This is a genomic window from Roseomonas sp. WA12 (genome assembly GCF_054165765.1).
This window is the reverse complement of record NZ_CM135108.1, coordinates 4,426,152-4,442,775: the sequence shown is the minus strand read 5'-3', so window position 1 is coordinate 4,442,775 and position 16,624 is coordinate 4,426,152. Positions and strand designations below refer to the sequence as shown.

General features: G+C 70.2%; 16 protein-coding genes. 6 read left to right on the top strand and 10 right to left on the bottom strand.

What is annotated here, in order from left to right; all coding sequences use genetic code 11:
- Positions 1-14: 14 nt before the first annotated feature.
- The 7 genes from ACVBD7_RS21030 to ACVBD7_RS21000 form a co-directional block, all read right to left on the bottom strand.
- Entirely contained in the window at positions 15-1,298 is a 1,284-nt protein-coding gene (locus ACVBD7_RS21030; protein ID WP_458095192.1) for a TRAP transporter large permease, read from the bottom strand.
- A complete protein-coding gene (locus tag ACVBD7_RS21025; protein ID WP_458095191.1) occupies positions 1,289-1,873 on the bottom strand; it encodes a TRAP transporter small permease in 585 nt (194 codons plus the stop codon). The genes ACVBD7_RS21030 and ACVBD7_RS21025 overlap by 10 nt, the downstream gene beginning before the upstream one ends.
- Positions 1,874-1,877: 4 nt before the next feature.
- A complete protein-coding gene (locus ACVBD7_RS21020; protein ID WP_458095190.1) occupies positions 1,878-2,885 on the bottom strand; it encodes a TRAP transporter substrate-binding protein in 1,008 nt (335 codons plus the stop codon).
- A 181-nt stretch (positions 2,886-3,066) separates the two neighbouring features.
- Complete coding sequence (locus tag ACVBD7_RS21015) at positions 3,067-4,044, bottom strand: Bug family tripartite tricarboxylate transporter substrate binding protein (protein ID WP_458095189.1); 978 nt, start codon at positions 4,042-4,044, stop codon at positions 3,067-3,069.
- 56 nt (positions 4,045-4,100) lie between these two features.
- On the bottom strand, positions 4,101-4,970 hold the full coding sequence (locus ACVBD7_RS21010) for an HpcH/HpaI aldolase/citrate lyase family protein (RefSeq protein ID WP_458095188.1): 870 nt from the start codon (positions 4,968-4,970) through the stop codon (positions 4,101-4,103).
- Positions 4,971-5,221: 251 nt separating this feature from the next.
- Complete coding sequence (locus ACVBD7_RS21005) at positions 5,222-5,857, bottom strand: pyridoxamine 5'-phosphate oxidase family protein (protein ID WP_458095187.1); 636 nt, start codon at positions 5,855-5,857, stop codon at positions 5,222-5,224.
- Between the two features lie 199 nt (positions 5,858-6,056).
- Complete coding sequence (locus tag ACVBD7_RS21000; RefSeq protein WP_458095186.1) at positions 6,057-7,028, bottom strand: alpha/beta fold hydrolase; 972 nt, start codon at positions 7,026-7,028, stop codon at positions 6,057-6,059.
- A 93-nt stretch (positions 7,029-7,121) separates the two neighbouring features.
- On the opposite strand from ACVBD7_RS21000, the gene ACVBD7_RS20995 reads away from it, so the two are divergent.
- Positions 7,122-8,048: a LysR family transcriptional regulator gene (locus ACVBD7_RS20995; RefSeq protein WP_458095185.1), complete on the top strand. Its 927-nt coding sequence runs from the start codon at positions 7,122-7,124 to the stop codon at positions 8,046-8,048.
- 75 nt (positions 8,049-8,123) lie between these two features.
- On the opposite strand, the gene ACVBD7_RS20990 is transcribed toward ACVBD7_RS20995, so the two are convergent.
- Together ACVBD7_RS20990 and ACVBD7_RS20985 are read right to left on the bottom strand one after the other, a co-directional pair.
- A complete protein-coding gene (locus ACVBD7_RS20990; RefSeq protein WP_458095184.1) occupies positions 8,124-9,101 on the bottom strand; it encodes a Bug family tripartite tricarboxylate transporter substrate binding protein in 978 nt (325 codons plus the stop codon).
- 99 nt (positions 9,102-9,200) lie between these two features.
- Complete coding sequence (locus tag ACVBD7_RS20985; RefSeq protein WP_458097740.1) at positions 9,201-9,947, bottom strand: aspartate/glutamate racemase family protein; 747 nt, start codon at positions 9,945-9,947, stop codon at positions 9,201-9,203.
- A gap of 124 nt (positions 9,948-10,071) precedes the next feature.
- Between ACVBD7_RS20985 and ACVBD7_RS20980 the strand changes: the two genes are divergently transcribed.
- From ACVBD7_RS20980 to ACVBD7_RS20965, 4 genes are read left to right on the top strand one after another with little or no spacing between them, the layout of a single operon-like run.
- Positions 10,072-11,226, top strand: a complete 1,155-nt coding sequence (locus tag ACVBD7_RS20980; RefSeq protein WP_458095183.1) for a PrpF domain-containing protein — start codon at positions 10,072-10,074, stop codon at positions 11,224-11,226.
- On the top strand, positions 11,223-12,206 hold the full coding sequence (locus tag ACVBD7_RS20975; RefSeq protein ID WP_458095182.1) for a quinone oxidoreductase family protein: 984 nt from the start codon (positions 11,223-11,225) through the stop codon (positions 12,204-12,206). Before ACVBD7_RS20980 ends, ACVBD7_RS20975 begins: the two co-directional genes overlap by 4 nt.
- Before the next feature lie 28 nt (positions 12,207-12,234).
- On the top strand, positions 12,235-13,209 hold the full coding sequence (locus tag ACVBD7_RS20970; protein ID WP_458095181.1) for a Bug family tripartite tricarboxylate transporter substrate binding protein: 975 nt from the start codon (positions 12,235-12,237) through the stop codon (positions 13,207-13,209).
- The gene (locus tag ACVBD7_RS20965; RefSeq protein WP_458095180.1) at positions 13,209-14,576 is read left to right on the top strand and encodes an MmgE/PrpD family protein; all 1,368 of its coding nucleotides are present in this window, start codon (positions 13,209-13,211) and stop codon (positions 14,574-14,576) included. The genes ACVBD7_RS20970 and ACVBD7_RS20965 overlap by 1 nt, the downstream gene beginning before the upstream one ends.
- Positions 14,577-14,674: 98 nt before the next feature.
- On the opposite strand, the gene ACVBD7_RS20960 is transcribed toward ACVBD7_RS20965, so the two are convergent.
- Entirely contained in the window at positions 14,675-15,343 is a 669-nt protein-coding gene (locus tag ACVBD7_RS20960; protein ID WP_458095179.1) for a TetR/AcrR family transcriptional regulator, read from the bottom strand.
- A gap of 110 nt (positions 15,344-15,453) precedes the next feature.
- On the opposite strand from ACVBD7_RS20960, the gene ACVBD7_RS20955 reads away from it, so the two are divergent.
- Positions 15,454-16,623 (top strand): efflux RND transporter periplasmic adaptor subunit, encoded by a 1,170-nt coding sequence (locus tag ACVBD7_RS20955; RefSeq protein ID WP_458095178.1) that lies wholly within the window; start codon positions 15,454-15,456, stop codon positions 16,621-16,623.
- The last annotated feature ends 1 nt before the right edge of the window (position 16,624 follow it).

Below are 16,624 nucleotides of genomic sequence, written 5' to 3'. Positions count from 1 at the left end.
TGCGTCCAGACGGGTCAGAGGTGACGGAACCAGAGGGTGGCGAAGGGCACGAAGGTGATGATGGCCTGCCCGACCAGCGCCGCGGCAAAGAACCAAACAAGATAGGGCATCATGTCTCCCAACCTCACCTTCGCAGCGCGCGCGGCGACGTAGAGATTGGCGGCCATGGGCGGCGTCAGCAGCCCGATCTCGAGGTTGGTTGCGATGACGATGCCAAAATGCACGGGGTCGATGCCGAAGCGCTCGGCCGCCGGCGCCAGCAACGGGCCCATAAGCAGGATGGAGGCGTTCGTCTCCATGAAGGTGCCGACCAGCAGCAGGACCAAGTTCACTGTCAGCAGGAAGGCGATGGGGCTCTCGATATAGGTCGCTAGCCACACCGCAATGTCCTGAGGCACTTGGTTCAGCACCATGGCGCGGTTGAAGATGCCGGTCATGGCGATGATGACGAGAATGCTGGATCCCGTGATTGCGGCGGAACGGAAAGAGCGCGCGAAGGCGGATCCATCGAGCAGCCGCCGGGCGAGGGAGACAGCGATGGCGTAGATGCAGCCCACCGCCGCGGCCTCGGTCGGCGTCATGATGCCACCGTAAATGCCGCCAAGGATCACAACGGGTAGAAGAACAGCCGAGAGCGAATTCAGCAGGATGCGGGACGGAGCTTTGCGCTCCATCGCCCCCCCGGCGTCCCGCACCCTCGTCTCCTGCCCGTTCTTCAGCAACCGGCGCGACAGCACGGCGTGGACGACCAGGAACAGTACAGCCATGAGCACGGCCGGCAGCATGGTCGCGGTAAAGAGCTGCGAGATCGAGACGCCGACCGTCGCACCGTAGAGGATGAGCGGGATCGAGGGCGGCACCAGCACGCCGAGCAGCCCGGCCGAGGAGGTCAGCGAGGCCGTGTAGCCTGGCGGGTAGCCGCGCCGGGCCATCTCCGGGCTGACGATCCCGCCGACCGCGGCGACCGTGGCGACCGAGGAGCCGGTGATCGCCCCCATCATGGCGGAGGCGGCGACGGTGATATAGCCGAAAGCGGCCCGGATCCGCCGCAGCATCAGGTCCGCCAGGGCGATCAGTTCGGCCGCCATGCCGCTGACGTTCATCAGCTCTCCGGTCAGCATGAAGAGCGGGATCGCCACCAGCGGATAGCTGGAAATTTCCTCATAGGGGATGTTGCTGAGCCCGGAGACCGACACACCGAAGGTGCCCATCTGCAGGAAAACGACGAGCCCGAAAGTGACGGCCAGCGGCGCCCCGAGGACGAGGAAAAGGCCCATCAGCCCAAAGGTCAGCCCCACGGATCAAATCCCCCGAGCGGTCGGCCGACCAAGGCCCGCCAGATATCCATGCCGGCGTGGAAGGCCATGAGCACGGCCCCCAGGAGCACGAAGCCGGCGGGAACGGCGATCGGCGTGCCGAAGTCGATCAGCTTCTCGCCCGAGGTCCGCGCGTAGTCGAACAGATCCCAGGCGAGGGCGATAAAGGTGAGGCCGAAGCCGAGCGTCAACAGTGCGGCGATGGCTTCCAGCCCGCGCCGCAGCGGCCCTGGCTTCAGCATCTCCACGATATCGGCCGTGAGGTGCCGGCGGAGATGGCTGCACAGGGCGCCACCGACGAAGGTGAGCGGCGCCATCGCCACGATTGCCCACTCCCCGGTGTCGCTGATCGGCAGGTTGAAGCTACGGATCACCACCGACATGCCGACGGCGCCGATGGCCACCGCCATGGCGGTGACCACCACCGCTCCCTCCACGCGGGCCAGCACCCGCTCGCCCCGCATCACGCGGTCGAGGAGGGAGAGGTGGCCCGGCGCAGTATCAGCGCCGGTCTGCAGGCGGGTGCCGATCACGGGCGACACCTCGTCCACGGCCATGGCCTCATTCCGCCTTTGCCGCCGCGGCCATCTCCTGCCGCAGCTCGGCCAGGCGCTGCGCGCCATAGACGCCTTCCAGCTTCTGCCAGCCGATCTGCCCGATGCGCGCGAACTCGGTCATCGCCTCCTGGCTCGGCACGACGATGTTGACACCACCGGCCCGGAGCTTCTGCAGGAACTCCTCGTTCGCCGCGCGGTTCAGCGCGTTGCCCTGCCGTGCCGCATCCAGCGCCGCCTGGCGCACGATCGCGCGCTTATCCTCCGCCAGGCTGTTCCAGAACCGCGAGCTGACGGTGACGGCGCCCATGGCATAGACGTGGTTTGTCAGGGTCATATGGCGCTGTGCTTCGAACAGGCGCGAGTTGAAGGTGATGCTGGCGCCATTGTCCTGCCCATCCACCGTGCCCTGCTGCAGCGCGACGAAGAGGTTGGGCATCGGCATCGTCACGGCCTGGGCCCCAGCGGCCTCGAAGAAGCTGCGGATTGCGGCAGAGCCGGGCACGCGGATCTTCAGGCCGCGCAGGTCGGCCGCCGTGTTGATCGGCTGGCGCGAATTGGTGACAGCGCGGAAATCCAGCTCGAAATAGGCGAGCGCGACCATGTTGTGCCGGGCCAGCGTGCCGGTCAGCGTGCGCTGCAGGACCCCCTCGGGGTTGTAGAAGATCCGGTCGACCTGCTGCGCGTTCGTTGCGATATATGGCAGGTAATGGATATCGAGGAGCGGATCGAGGCCCGATAGCGAGCCGATGTTCAGGAAGGCGAAATCGAGCCCGCCGCGGCTGAGATCCCGCCCCAGGGCCTCGTCGCCGCCGAGCTGGCTGTTCGGAAAGACGGTAATGTCGATCTCGCCATTGGTGCGCTCCTTCACCAGCCGGGCGAAGATCTGGCTGGCCTCATCGGCCGCATTCCCCTGCGCAAAGACATGACCAAGGCGCGCGCGGGCCGCCAGGGCGGATTCCAACGGAACGGCGCAGGCGAGAACCGCCAGGACAGCCAGGACCAACCTCTTCATGACGCGTCTCCTTCGTTGACTCGCTTCAGGAGTCATCCGGCTCTCTGGCCGGGTTTCCGGTGGAGCTTTGACGCGGTCCGGGCATCGGTGAAGGTCGGAACTCGTGAAGCCGCCTTCCAAAAAGCGGAATGCAGGCCCGGGCGGCGGTGTCCGCCAAGGACGCCGCCGCCCGCATCAGGCCTCAGTCCGGCTTGATGGCCGCTACCTGTATTAGCTCGCTCATGCGGGCGCGGTGCTGGCTCAGCCAGGCCGTGAACGCCGCCCGGCTGCTGCCCACAGCCTGTGCCCCCAGCTGGTCCAGCCGCTGCCGCACCTCTGGCACCGCGAGCGCCGCCCGGGCTGCCTCCCCGACCTGATCGAGCACCGCGTCGGGCGTTCCCGCTGGCGCGTAGAGCCCGGCCCATTCATTGATATCGAAGCCCGAATAGGTCTCCGCGATGGCCGGGATCTGCGGCAGGGGCGCGATGCGGGCCAGGCTGGAAACCGCAAGCGGCCGCAGCTTTCCATCCTGCACCAGCGCCAGCACGGCCGAGACGGAGGCGAAGGTGAAGCTGATCTGGTTTGCCAGCAGGTCCTGCACCGCCGGGCCGCCGCCGCGATAGGCCACCTGCGTGACATCCATCCCCGCATGCCACGCCAGGGAGGCGCAGGCGAGATGCCCCGCGGAGCCATTGCCCGGGGTGCCGTAGGAGAGTGTCCCGGGCTGCCGCTTCGCCAGCGCGACCAGTTCTGCCACGCTGTTCACGGGCAGCGAGGGATGCACGGCCAGGATCTGCGGCGAAATGGTCAGCTGCGTGACCGGCGCGAAGTCCCGCGTGTAATCAAAAGGCAGGTTGCGGTAGAGCGCGTGGTTCGAGCCATGGGCCGCGGCATCCACCAGCAGGTTGTACCCATCCTTCGGCGCGCGAGCGATCTCGGCGGCGCCGATCGTCCCCGTCGCGCCCGGTCGGTTCTCCACCACCACGGGCTGGCCCAGCGACTGCGTCATGGGCGCGGCAATCAGCCGTGCCGAGGCATCCGTGCTGCCGCCCGGCGCATAGGGCAGGACGATGCGGATGGGCCGCTGCGGCCAGGCGCCCTGCGCCCAGGCGGCGGAAAACGGCAGGGCGAGCGCGGCCGCGCCCGAGAGCAGGCCGCGGCGCCGGATGTCCAGACTCATCGTTCCTCCTTTGATTCAGCGGGCGGCCATCTGCGCAACCTTCCCCGCCCTGGCAGCTATCCTGCCAGGGTCAGGATCTCCTCCGCACGGCGCACAACGGGCGGGTCCACCATCTTCCCATCGATGGAGAAGGCACCACGCCCCTCCGCCCGCGCCGCGGCATCGGCCGCCACCACGCGTTGCGCCCAGTCGAGCTCCTCCACGGTCGGGGTGAAAGCCTCGTTCAGCGGGGCCACCTGCGAGGGGTGCACGATCAAGGCGCCACGGAAGCCCAGGCGCCGTGCCCGGCGGACCATCTCGGCAAAAGCCGGGATGTCGGAATAGGCGCCGATGCTGCCGACGAAGCCCAGCGGCAGGATGCCCGCCGCGCGCGCCGCGCAGAGCACGGCATAGTTCGGCGTCAGTAGCGTCTCCGGTTCCGGCACGCCGCCCATCGTCGCCGAGTAGTCCTCCGGCCCCAAGGTCATGGCGGCGACGCGGGGATGGGCGCCGGCGATGGCCGGCAGCACGAACAGGGCGCCCGGCGTTTCCACCTGCAGGATCAGCCTGATCCCGCCGATGGGCAGGCCCCTTTCGCGCTCGAGTTCCGCCACCGTATCGGCCACGTCGCGGACGAAGCCGGCATCCTCCACCTTCGGCAGCACCAGCGCCGTCAGCCCCGGCAGCACCGCCGCTTCCAGATCCTGCCCGATATGCCGGAGATTATGGTTCACCCGCACCATGGCGGCCGTTCCGTTGCGGGTGATGCTGGCGATGGACTCCCGCAGCATCGCCCGCCCTTCCGGCTTCTTCTCCGCCGTGACCGCATCCTCGAGGTCCAGAATCACGCCATCCGCCCCACGCTCATGCGCGCGGGCAATGAAGCGCTCCACATTCGCGGGCACGAAGAGAAGCGAGCGCCAGCGCGGCGGGGCGGTGACGGTCATGCGGCGTGGTTCCTTGTGGTGGTTCGGGGCCACGGCAGCTGCCGCCTCGCAGGAAGGGCCGGAATGCCGGTGTCCGGAGGCGTCGCGATCATGCCGTTGGTCATGGCGCCCACTCTAGCCACTTCCCGCCGCAGCGCGAGGGGTGCTCGCCGGCGATGAGGATCGCCGGCTGCGGACAGGTCAGCGCAACGCAGCGGCGGGGCACGCCCTGCGACAGGGACGGGCCGCCGTCGCACGGCCCCTCGCCTGCCTCAAGACGGAGACGGAGCCTGAGTGCCGAGGCGTTCCCGCAGGGTGGTGTTCTCGGCCTCGAGCACTTCCAGGCGCTCGCGCAGTGGCTGAACGGCAACCGCGATCTCCGCTTCGGTGAAGCGCGGTGTAATGTGTTGCGGGCAGTTCCAGTCGAAGGCCTCGAGATGCAGCCGCAGTATCCGCTCCGGCCTCGCCTTGTAGCCTGGCATGGCGACCATCCCGGCCAGCGCCGGATCGGCATCCAAGGGCACCACCTCCGCATGCGCGTAGATCTTCAGCCGCGCCCGGGCACGGTAATCGACGAGGATCAGCGCGACGCGATCGCTGGCCTTGAGATTGCCGGTACTGATGTACTGGCGATTGCCGCTGTAATCGGCAAAGGCCAGCGTCGCGCCATCGACGACCTTGAGGAAGCCCTTCGGCCCGCCGCGGTGCTGAACATAGGGCCACCCCGTCTCCGAGACGGTTGCCATATAGAAGCTGTCCCGCTCAGCGATGAAGGCGGCCTCGTTCGGCGTGAACCGGTCGAACTCGCGATGGCCGCCGAAGTCCTGCCAGTGCCGCGCGCTGCCCATGGCGTCCTGCACCGCGCGCACGTTCGGCGTCACGGCGATATCGAGAAAACCGTATGACACAGGCTGTATCCTTTGCTTTGGCCGGGTGGCCTGACACTCACGCGTGAACTGCCGGCCCATCCCTCGCACCCCGGCCGCATCCACATCGCGTTGCAGCGGTCTGTCGGCCGGCGCGGGGTTGCGACCAGGCGGTTGAGACATCCTCGGCCAGCCGGGCGCGACCCGCATGCGCGCCGCAGGCCCACCGGGCGCCCTTCCGTCAGGCCGGCAGGAAACGCCGGATATGGTCGGCGATCTCCCGGTGATGCGTGGCCAGAGCAAAGTGGCCGGCATCGAGAAGATGCACCTCCGCCTCCGGCAGGTCGTGCCTGTAGGCCTCGGCGCCCGCCGGCAGGAAGTGCGGATCGTTCCTGCCCCAGACGGCCAGCAGCCGTGGCCGGTGCGCCCGGAAATAGGCCTGGAAGGCAGAATACAGCGCAACATTGGTCCGGTAGCTCAGGATGAGATCGAGCTGGATCTCCACCGCGCCCGGCCGGTGCATGTAGAACTGGTCGAGAATGTAGCCGTCGGGCGCGACGCGCCCCGCCGGCGCGCCATGCTCCCACTGCGTGCGGATCGCGTCATCCGTCAGCGCGGCACGGCAGGCCGCACGGTTGGCCTCCGTCGGCTCGCGCCAGTACGCCTGCCAGGGCGCCCACTCGCTGCTCAGGCCTTCGTCATAGGCATTCCCATTCTGCGAAATGATGGCCGTCACCCGCCCGGGATGCACCATTGCCAGGCGGAAGCCGATGGGCGCGCCGTAGTCGAAGACGTAGAGCGCGTAGCGCGTCAGCCCGATTGCCTCGACGAACCCGCCGACCACCTCGGCCAGCTTGTCGAAGCTGTACTCGAACGCATCCCGGCCGGGCGCCCGGGTGAGGCCAAAACCCGGAAGATCCGGGGCGATGACGCGGTACCGGTCGGCTAGGGCCGGGATCAGGTCGCGGAACATGTGGCTGGCGGTCGGGAAGCCGTGCAGCAGCAGGATGACCGGCGCATCGGTCGGCCCTGCATCCCGATAAAAGACCTTCACGGGACCGACCTGCTGGGTGCGGTACTGGACGTCGATCATGGTCAACTCCGTTGCCTGGCTGGGGCGGGCGAGCACCGGCCCGGGGAAGACCGCCAGCGTTGCGGTCGCCGTGGAGAGCAGAAGGGCTCGGCGCTGAAGCGCTCGTTCCATGCGGATCATGGCGGTCTCCTGCTGCGATGCCGCCAAGATAGGAACTTGCAGGAAGGGCTAGAATGAGCTGTTTCGGACAGGCTTGATTGTAGGATCTGTAACATGGACCGGCTGGATGCGATGGCGATGGCAGTGGCAGCGGTCGATGAGGGATCGCTGGCCGCTGCGGCCCGCCGGTTCGGCCGCTCGGCAGCCTCCGCCACGCGGGCGATCGCGCTCCTCGAGGAAACCGCCGGGGAAACGCTGCTTCTGCGCTCGACACGCGGCCTCCGCCCGACAGATGCGGGCGAGCGTCACCTGGCCGTCTGGCGGGACGTTCTCGCGCGGCTCGACGAGGTTCGCCCGGAGCGGAGAACCGGCGCGGTCGGCGGAACGCTGGTGCTGACGGCACCGGAACTGTTCGGGCGCCTAAAGGTCGTGCCCCTTTTGGAATCCTTCCTGAAGAAGCATCCGCGCGTGCAGGCGCGGGCGCTCCTGCTGAACCGCGTCGTGGACATGCTGGGCGAGGGCGTGGACGTTGCCTTCCGGCTGGCGCATCTCGAGGAAAGCAGCCTGATCGCCACAAAGCTTGGCGAGGTCCGGCAGGTCGTCTGCGCCTCGCCCGGCTACCTTGAGCGCCGGGGCACGCCGCGGAGCCCCGCTGACCTGTCCGGGCATTTCTGCATCGGGATGAACCCGGACGGGAACCGGGAACTGTGGACCTTCCAGAGCGACGGCGCGCGCGCACGAGCGGTTCAGGTGCAAACCGCCTTGTCGATCACCAGCGTCGGGGCCGGCATCGATGCGGCGTTGCGCGGCTCGGGCCTTGTGCGCGTCCTGTCCTATCAGGTGGCCGAGGAACTGGCCGCGGGCCGGCTCCGGCGCGTCCTCGCGGGCCACGAGCCACCGTCAGTCCCGGTCAACATGGTCTTCCGATCTGCGTCGCAGCGCCAAGCCCTCCTGCGCAGCTTCGTCGATCATGCCGGTCCGGCGTTGCGGCGAGAACTGGCGCAGATAGCGACGATCACCGACGAATCACTGGCCTCATGATCCTTCCGTCCCACTTCATCCGGGCAGAGGCTCTCACCGAGCGGCAGCCCCCTGCCAAGGCCACCCGCATCAACCCTACTCCGGTCGAATACCAAGGCGACGGATCAGATCGGACCAGTAGGCGAGCTCGGATGAGGTGAAGGCCGCCAGCTCCGTCGGATTCATATAGGCCGCATAGGTCCCGCTCTCCTCGCAGCGGCGCCGGAACTCCGGCGTCTCCGTCACACGCCGGATCTCGGCGGAGAGCTTGTCCACCACGGGCTGCGCCGTGCCCACCGGCGCGTAGATGCCGAACCAGGCCTCGAGCTCGAAGGCCGGAAGGCCGGCATCCGCCGTCGTCGGCACGTCCGGCAGCATCGGATGACGGCTGCCGCTCGCGACGGCCAATGCCTGAACGGAGCCGTCACGCACGAGGCCGACAACGGCGGGCGGCGTGGTGATCATCAGGTCAATCGTGCCGGCGACAAGGTCGTTCATCGCCGGCCCCGCCCCGCGATAGGGCACATGGACCATCGGCGCGCCGATGATCTGGGCAAACTGCTCGCCACCGATATGCTGGATCGTGCCCGCACCGGAGGAGGCGTAGTTCAACCGCCCGGGATTCTGCTGCGCATAGGCCACCAGCTCCGCGAGGCTCCGCACGGGCAGGTCCTTCCGGACCACGATCACATGCGGTGCCCGCAGCACCAGGGCCACGGGCGCGAAGCTGCGCACGGGGTCCCAGCCCAGGTTCGGGAACAGCGCCGGATTGGCGACATGGCTGCCGGAATAGGCCAGCAGCAGCGAGTACCCGTCCGGCGCCGCCCGGGCGACCGCCATGCTGGCGACGTTCCCGCTGCCGCCCACCCGGTTCTCGACGACGAAGGACTGGCCGAGCGAGCGGCTCAGCGCGTCCCCGAGGAGGCGGGCGGTGAAGTCCCCGCCCCCGCCGGGCGCGGCCGGCACCACGAGGGTCACGGCGCGCTCGGGGTAGCGGACCTCCTGGGCGAAGGCGCGCGTGGCGACGCCTGCCGTGCCGAGCGCCATCAGGCCGCGCCGTGTCGTGCCGGTCATTCTTCGTGTCCTGCCGTTTCCCCGGAGCCGGGGCTGCCCGGTTCCGGGCCGAACCCTAGCCCGCCAAGCCGTGCCGGGGGACCCCAGGGCGGGACAGCCTCAGGGCGCGGCGCGCTCAAAGGCGCGGGAACGCCGCCAGCGCACCCGGCTGTGCCGCAGATGCAGCCCCGCCAGCATCGCAGCCATCCGCAGCGGCGCGCCGATCCCCTCCACCACGGGCACGCCGACCTCCCGCTCCACCCAGGCCGGGTCCAGGAGCACGGGGCACTGCGTGACGCCCATGGCGAGGATCACGTCGCAGCCGGACTCCTTCACCAGCCGCCGCGCGCCCTCGACGAAGTTCTCCGTCATCGCCGACAGGTTGGCGCTGAGATCCGGCAGGTCAAAACCCGAGGCGCGCCAGCCCACCACCTTCTGTTCCATCCCGTAGCGGCGGACGATGGCCTGCAGGAGCGGGATGAGGTCATCGTGATAGACGAGCGCGCCGAACCGGTCGCCCAGGAAGCTGGCCACATGCAGCATCGCTTCCGTCGGCGCGATGACGGGGATGTCCACCACCGATCGCCCGCCATCCACGCCGAGATCGAGCGTGCCGAGCGGCACGACCGCGTCGTAGCCCTCCAGCTCCGCCTGCCGGAAGGCGGCAATGAAGGCGGGTGCGGCGAGCTGAACCTCGGCCGGGGTGAGGCCGTGAACGAAGGGAGAGGCGGGCGTACGGATGATGCCGATCTCGACCTCCGGAGAGGCATAGCCCAGGGCGGCCCGCTCCCGCCGGCGGAATTCCTCCTCTGGATAGTCGCCGATGACGAAGGCGACCCGCACGGGGTGGCGCAGTCCGCGTCGCATTTCGCTCACCTGGTTCCTCCGCACGCGGCAGGGGGTAGGCTTTAAACCCGAACCCGACCTGCTCCAAGATGAGGCGCCGGGCCTTGGTGAGAGGCGAGCGGCGCGTCCCGGGAGAGAAACGACCTTGATCCAGCGCCCGATACCGGCCGTCTTCATGCGCGGCGGCACCAGCAAGGCGGTCATGTTCCACGCCCGCGACCTGCCCGCGGACCGGGAGGCCTGGGCGCCGGTCTTCGCCGCCGCCATGGGCTCGCCCGACCCCTATGGGCGCCAGCTGGACGGCATGGGCGGCGGCGTCTCCTCCCTGTCCAAGGTCTGCGTCCTCGCCCCCTCCACCCGGGAGGATGCGGATGTGGACTACACCTTCGCGCAGGTGGTGATCCGCGAGGCGCGCGTGGATTACCGCCAGAACTGCGGCAATATGAGCTCCGCCGTCGGCCCCTTCGCGCTGGAGGAGGGGCTGGTCACGGCCTCGGGCGAGGCCGCCACCGTCCGCATCTTCAACACGAACACGGGGAAGATCATCCACGGCACCTTCCCCGTGGAGGATGGCCGGCCCCGCTATGACGGGGACCTCTCCATCCCCGGCGTCGGCGGCACCGGCGCCCCGATCCGGCTGGATTTCCTCCTTCCCGGCGGCGCCACGACCGGGCGGCTGCTGCCATCGGGCGCGGTGCTGGACCGGCTGGAGGTGCCGGGCCTCGGCACCATCGACGCCTCGCTGGTGGATGCCGCCAACGCCGCCGTCTTCGTCCGCGCGCGCGATGTGGGGCTGAGCGGGACGGAACTGCCGGAGGAATTGGACGCGAACCCGGAGGCGCTGGCGCGGCTGGACGCCATCCGCCGCGCCGCCTCCGTCCGCATGGGCATCGCCCCCGACGAGGAGGCCGCGCGCCGGATCACGAGCGTGCCCTTCGTCGCCATCGTGGCGCCACCCGCCGACGCGCCCAGCCTGACCGGCGAGACGGTGCGCGCGGGCGAGATGGACCTCCTCGCCCGCGTCATTTCCAACGGGCAGCCGCACCGTGCCCTGCCGCTCACCATCTCGCTCTGCACCGCCGTCGCGGCGCGCATCGCGGGGACGGTGGTGGCCGAGGCGCTCTCCCCCACGGCCGGCACCGGCGCGTTGCGGCTGGGCATGCCCTCCGGCGTGCTGACCGTCGGCGCCGAGGTCGGGCAGGAAGGCGGGGAATGGGTCGCCCGCGCCGGTTCCTTCTACCGCACCGCCCGCCGGCTGTTCGAGGGTCGCGTCCTGGTTCCGGGGAGCGCCTTCGCGTGAGGGCGATCCGCATCACCCGCTATGGCGGCCCGGAAGTTCTGCTGCGCGAGGACATTCCCGTCCCGGAGCCGGGGCCGGAGGAAGCGCTGGTCCGCCTCCGCCATTCCGGCATCAACTTCATGGACGTCCACACCCGGCAGGGAAAATACGACACCTCCCGCACCTACCCCGTCCGCCTGCCCACCACCCTTGGCATCGAGGGCGCGGGGGAGGTCGTGGCGCTCGGCCGTGACGTGCAAGGGCTTCGGGTGGGGGACCGCGTGGCTTACTGCCTGCACTGGGGCAGCTACGCCGAATACGCCGCCGTCCCCGCATGGCGGCTGGCCCCGGTGCCGGATGCCCTCCCACTGGATCGCGCCGCTGCCGCCATGTTCCACGGGCTGACCGCGCACTACCTCGCGCATGACCTCGGCCGCGGCGGGCCCGGCGTGACCTGGCTGGTCCATGCGGCCTCCGGCGGGATCGGGCAGCTCCTTGTGCAGATGGGCGCGCGGCTCGGCGTCACGGTCCTCGCCACCACCTCCACCGAGGCGAAGGCGGAAGCCGCCCGCGCCCGCGGCGCCGCAGCGACCATGCGCTATGAAGGCTTCGACGAGGCCGTGCGCGAGATGACCGATGGTCGCGGTGTGGATGTGGTGTTCGATGCGGTCGGCGCCCCCACCCTGCGGGCGAGCCTCCGCGCCACCCGCCGGCAAGGGCTGGTGGTCAGCTACGGCGCCGTCGGCGGCGCGCTGCGCGACCTCGACCCGATCGAGTTGGGCGAGGCAGGCTCGCTTTTCCTGACGCGCCCGCGCCTGGCGGACCACCTGCCGGATGGCCCCACCATCCGCCGCCGTGCCACCGAGATCTTTGGCGCGCTGCTGGACGGGACACTGGGCATCGACATCGCCAGTCGCCACACGCTGGATGACGTGGAGGCGGCGCATGAGGCGCTGGAGGAACGCCGGGTGGTGGGAAAGCCGATCCTCGATCTACCCTGAGCGACAACGAGACGAGGGAACGACCAGGGTGACGAACCGCCGGACCATGCTGCTCGCGGCGCTTGCCGCGCCTGCCCTCTCCAGGACGGGCGCGCATGCCCAAGGCGGCGCCGCCTTCCCCAACCGCCCGATCCGCATCGTCCTGCCCTACGCGCCCGGCGGCCAGTCGGACACCGTCGCGCGGCTGATCGCGCCGCGTATGGCAGCGGTGCTCGGCCAGTCGGTGGTCGTTGAGAACCGCACGGGCGCCGGCGGCACCATCGGCGCCGGGATCGTCGCCGGAGCGCCTGCGGACGGCCACACCCTGTTCTTCGACACCCCGTCCCTCCTCATCGTCCCCTTTGCGGTGAAGAACCTCACCTTCGACTACGAGCGCGACTTCATCCCTCTCGGGCTTGCGGTGTCGCAGCCCTATGTCCTCGGCGTCACCGCCTCCTTCCCGGCGCAGGACATCGCGGGCCTTGTCGCCTACGGTCGCACCGGCAAGTCCATCAGCTTCGGCACGCCGGGCGTCGGCAGTATCGGGCATCTGGCAGGCGCCCTGCTCGGCCACCGCGCCGGGATCACGATGGAGCACGTCGCCTATCGCGGCGGCGCGGACGCCGCGCGCGACCTCGCGGCCGGCAACCTGGAGGCGGCGATCATCACCCCCAACTCTCTGGATGTGGTGGTGCAGTCCGGCCGCGCCCGCGCCCTGGCCCAGACGAGCGAACGGCCCAGCCCCCTGCTGCCGGGTATCCCCACCATCGCCTCCGCCGGCCTGCCGGGCTTCGACCTGCCGAGCTGGAACGCCGCCGTCCTCCGCACCGGCACGCCGGAGCCGATCGTGGAGGCGCTGGACCGCGCCTTCCGGGCCGCCGTGGACGACCCGGGCGTGCAGGAGGCCTTCCGCCGCATGGGCGGCGAGCCCGGCACGGAAAGCCGCGCCGCCTTCGGCGAGCGCCTCGTGCGGGAGCGCGCCCTGGTCAAGGAGATCGTGGAGAGCACGGGAATCACCTTCTGATGCCCGCCCCCCTCTCCGCGCGGATCGCCGATTTCGTCGCGGCGATCTCGCTCGACCGGCTGCCGGACAGCACGCTGCGCGCCGTCAAGCGCCTGGTCCTCGACACGCTGGGCTGCGCGATCGGCGCGGCCGGGGCGGAACCGGTGCGGATGCTGGAAGGCATCCTGCCCCCGCCCGGCGAGCGCGGCGCGCGCTGCATCGGCAGCGGGCGCCGCACCACGGCGGAGGGCGCGGCGGGGGTGAACGGTGCCCTGGTGCGCTATCTCGACTTCATGGACGTCTACTGGTCCCGCGACATCTGCCACCCCGCGGAGAACATCCCCGTCGCCCTCGCCTGCGTGGAGGAGGCGGGCGGCAGCGGCCGCGCACTGATCGAGGCGATCGTCGCCGGCTACGAGGTGCAGATCCGGCTCTGCGACGCCTTCTCCTTCCAGGACCGCGGCTTCCACCATGTCAGCGCCGCGGGCTTCGTCGTGCCCTTCGTCGCCGGCAAGGCCTGGGGGCAATCCGCCGAGGCCATGGCGCATGGCAGCGCGCTCGGCGGGACCCGGCACCTCACCCTCGGCGTGCTCTCTCATGGCAAGCTGAGCATGGCAAAAGCCATTGGCTATCCCGCGAATGCAGCGGCGGCGATCACCGCGGCACGGCTGGCCGGCGCCGGCTTCACGGGGCCACTGGCGGCCTATGAATGGCTTTTCAGCCGGACGGCCGGGCGTGAGGAGGACCCGGCGGCCTTCGTGCTGGACCTTGATCGCTGGCGGCTGGAAGAGGTGAGCCTGAAGCAGTTTCCCGTGCAGTACGCCCTGCAAGCGCCGGTTGCCGCCGCGATTCGGCTTCACAGCGCGCTCCAGGGCCGGCTGGAGGAGGTGACGGCGATCCGCGCCCGTGTTCGCCCGGAAACCCTCGCCCGCGCGGCCGACGCCGAGAAGTTCCGCCCCACCGATCGCGAGACGGCCGATCACAGCCTGCCCTCCTGCGTCTCCATGGCGCTGTGCGACGGCGCGCTGACCGAGCATCAGTTCGAGGCGGCGCGCTTCCGCGACCCCGACGTCATGCGCCTGACCGCCCTGGTGGAGCCGGTCGGCGATGCCGGCTTCGAGCAGCGCTTCCCCGCCGGCCGCCCCGGTGCGGTGGAGGTGATGCTACGGAATGGCGAGCGGATGGAGGCTGTCGAGGAGGTGCCGCTGGGCGACCGCACACGGCCGATGGACGATGCCGCCGTGGAGGCCAAGTTCCTGGCCCTGGCAGCCCCCGTAATCGGCGCCGACCGGGCGACCCGCCTCATGGCCTTCATCGAGACGCTGGAAACCCAGCCGAGCCTCGACCCGCTGCTGGAACTCTGTGCGGGTCCGGCGGCCCAAGGCTGAGGGGGCGGCCGCGGCACTTGCCATGAGCGACGGTTCCGGCCTTCGACCACACGAGAGGTCCGCGCCGTCGTTTCCGGCCCCGGAAGGCCCCGCGCCCCTTACCCCGGCTCGGTCCGCATCAGACCGCTCAGGACCAGCCGGACCTGTGCCGCGCACATCGCCTCGAGCGAGGGCGCCCGCTCCGCCCCGAGCATCCCGCGCCAGACCGACGCCATGGCGACCGGAGCCATCAGCACGGCAGCCAGCCCCTCCGCCTCCGCCACCTCCGGGCGGAACTCCCCGGCGGCCACCCCTGCGCGCATTACGGCCGTGACCAACGCAAGGCCGGGCGAGAGAACCTCCGTACGGTAGAGCTCGCCAAGCTCGGGAAAGTGCTCGGCCTCGGCGAGCAGCAGCTGGAACACCAGGCTGTCCCGCGGATCCATCCCCACGCGCTGATACCCCAGATGGATCAGCCGCTGCAGCAGCTCCGCCGAGGATCCGGCATGGGCTGCGACCAGCTTCTCCGCCTCCGCGAAGACCGGCTGGATGCAGGAGCGGACGACGGCGGTGAACAGCTCCGCCTTGCCCGGAAAATAATGATAGATCAGCCCCTTAGCTATCCCGGCCCGGGCCGCGGCACCGGCCATGCTGGCCCCGCCGTAACCCTGCGCCGCGAACTCCTCCAACGCTGCCTCGAGGATCTGCGGCAGGCGCTCCGCAGGCGTGAGGCGCCGGCGCGGCACGGTGCCGCTGCGCACCCCCGTCCGTTCCGGAACTTCGCTCAAATCCACCCTCCAGACCGCCCCGGCAATTGACCGAGCCGTCAACAAGCCTATATCCGACTCAGTTATTGACCATTCGGTCGGTAAGCAAGGCCCCGAGGCGCTCCTCCGTCATGCCTGACCATAATCTCATCAATCGGGAGGCTCTCACCGGCGCGGCGGAGCGGCCCGCCCCCGCCCGTCGCCGCTGGTTGACGATGGCAGTCCTCTCCTCCCTCGCGATCGGTGGGGCCTTCCTGATGCGTGGCGAGATCGCGGCTTGGCTGCATCGCCCTGCGCCGGTGGCTGCCTCCCTTCCTGCCGAGCCTCCCCCTGCCCTGACCGTCGCCATCGCCTCAGCCACCCAGCGCCCCCTGGCCCGCATCGTCACCGGCGACGGCTCCGTCGTGGCCTGGCAGGAGCTGGTGATCGGCGCCGAGGCCGGTGGGCTGCGCGTGGCCGAGGTCGCGGTCGAGGAGGGCGACAGGGTCCGGGCAGGCCAGCTTCTCGTCCGCATGGACGAAACCCTGCTCCGCGCCATTCTCGGCCAGGCGGAGGCTGCGGTGGCCGAGGCCCGTGCGGCCCTCCGCAACGCCGGGCAGGACCTCGCCCGCGCCGCCGACCTGTCCCGCAGCGGCAACGCGCCGCGCCAGACGCTGGAACTGCGCCAGGCCGCGGCGCTGCAGGCAGAGGCCCGTGTCGCCTCAGCCGTCGCGCGCCAGGGGGAAGTGGCGGCGCGTCTCGCCCAGGCCCGGATCGTGGCACCTGTGGATGGCATCGTCTCCAAGCGGGGCGTGCTGCCGGGCCATGTCACCTCCGCCGGGCAGGAGATGGTCCGGCTGATCCGCGACGGCCGGCTCGAGCTCGATGCCCGCGTGCCGGAGCTGGAACTCGCGGCCCTTCAGCCCGGCCAGCCCGTTCGCGTCACCCATGGCGACCGCGTCGTCACCGGCACGGTGCGCGCCGTGGCGCCGGTCGTCTCGGCCGAAACGCGGCTCGGCATCGCGCATGTCGCGCTACCCGCGAATTCCGGCTTGCGCCCCGGCATGTTTGCCCGCGCCGAGATCCGCCCCGGCGACGCTCCGGGCCTGACCGTGCCGCAATCCGCCCTCCTCTTCCGCGAGGGCCGCCCGGCCGTGCTCGTCCTAGTGGGCGAGCGCGTGGCGCTGCGTCCCGTCACCACCGGCCGGCGCGACGACGCGGTGGTCGAGGTCACCTCCGGCCTTGCCGAGAGCGAGCGCGTCGTCGTCACCGGCGCGGGCTTCCTCAGCGACGGCGACCGCGTGCGGGTGGCCGACCAGTGAG

What these genes read in the sequence shown, in the direction of transcription:
- ACVBD7_RS21025 (WP_458095191.1), bottom strand. Translation starts at nt 1,873, where the DNA reads ATGGCCGTGGACGAGGTGTCGCCCGTGATCGGCACCCGCCTGCAGACC.
- ACVBD7_RS21020 (WP_458095190.1), bottom strand. Translation starts at nt 2,885, where the DNA reads ATGAAGAGGTTGGTCCTGGCTGTCCTGGCGGTTCTCGCCTGCGCCGTT.
- ACVBD7_RS21015 (WP_458095189.1), bottom strand. Translation starts at nt 4,044, where the DNA reads ATGAGTCTGGACATCCGGCGCCGCGGCCTGCTCTCGGGCGCGGCCGCG.
- ACVBD7_RS21010 (WP_458095188.1), bottom strand. Translation starts at nt 4,970, where the DNA reads ATGACCGTCACCGCCCCGCCGCGCTGGCGCTCGCTTCTCTTCGTGCCC.
- ACVBD7_RS21000 (WP_458095186.1), bottom strand. Translation starts at nt 7,028, where the DNA reads ATGATCCGCATGGAACGAGCGCTTCAGCGCCGAGCCCTTCTGCTCTCC.
- ACVBD7_RS20995 (WP_458095185.1), top strand. Translation starts at nt 7,122, where the DNA reads ATGGACCGGCTGGATGCGATGGCGATGGCAGTGGCAGCGGTCGATGAG.
- ACVBD7_RS20990 (WP_458095184.1), bottom strand. Translation starts at nt 9,101, where the DNA reads ATGACCGGCACGACACGGCGCGGCCTGATGGCGCTCGGCACGGCAGGC.
- ACVBD7_RS20985 (WP_458097740.1), bottom strand. Translation starts at nt 9,947, where the DNA reads ATGCGACGCGGACTGCGCCACCCCGTGCGGGTCGCCTTCGTCATCGGC.
- ACVBD7_RS20965 (WP_458095180.1), top strand. Translation starts at nt 13,209, where the DNA reads ATGCCCGCCCCCCTCTCCGCGCGGATCGCCGATTTCGTCGCGGCGATC.
- ACVBD7_RS20955 (WP_458095178.1), top strand. Translation starts at nt 15,454, where the DNA reads ATGCCTGACCATAATCTCATCAATCGGGAGGCTCTCACCGGCGCGGCG.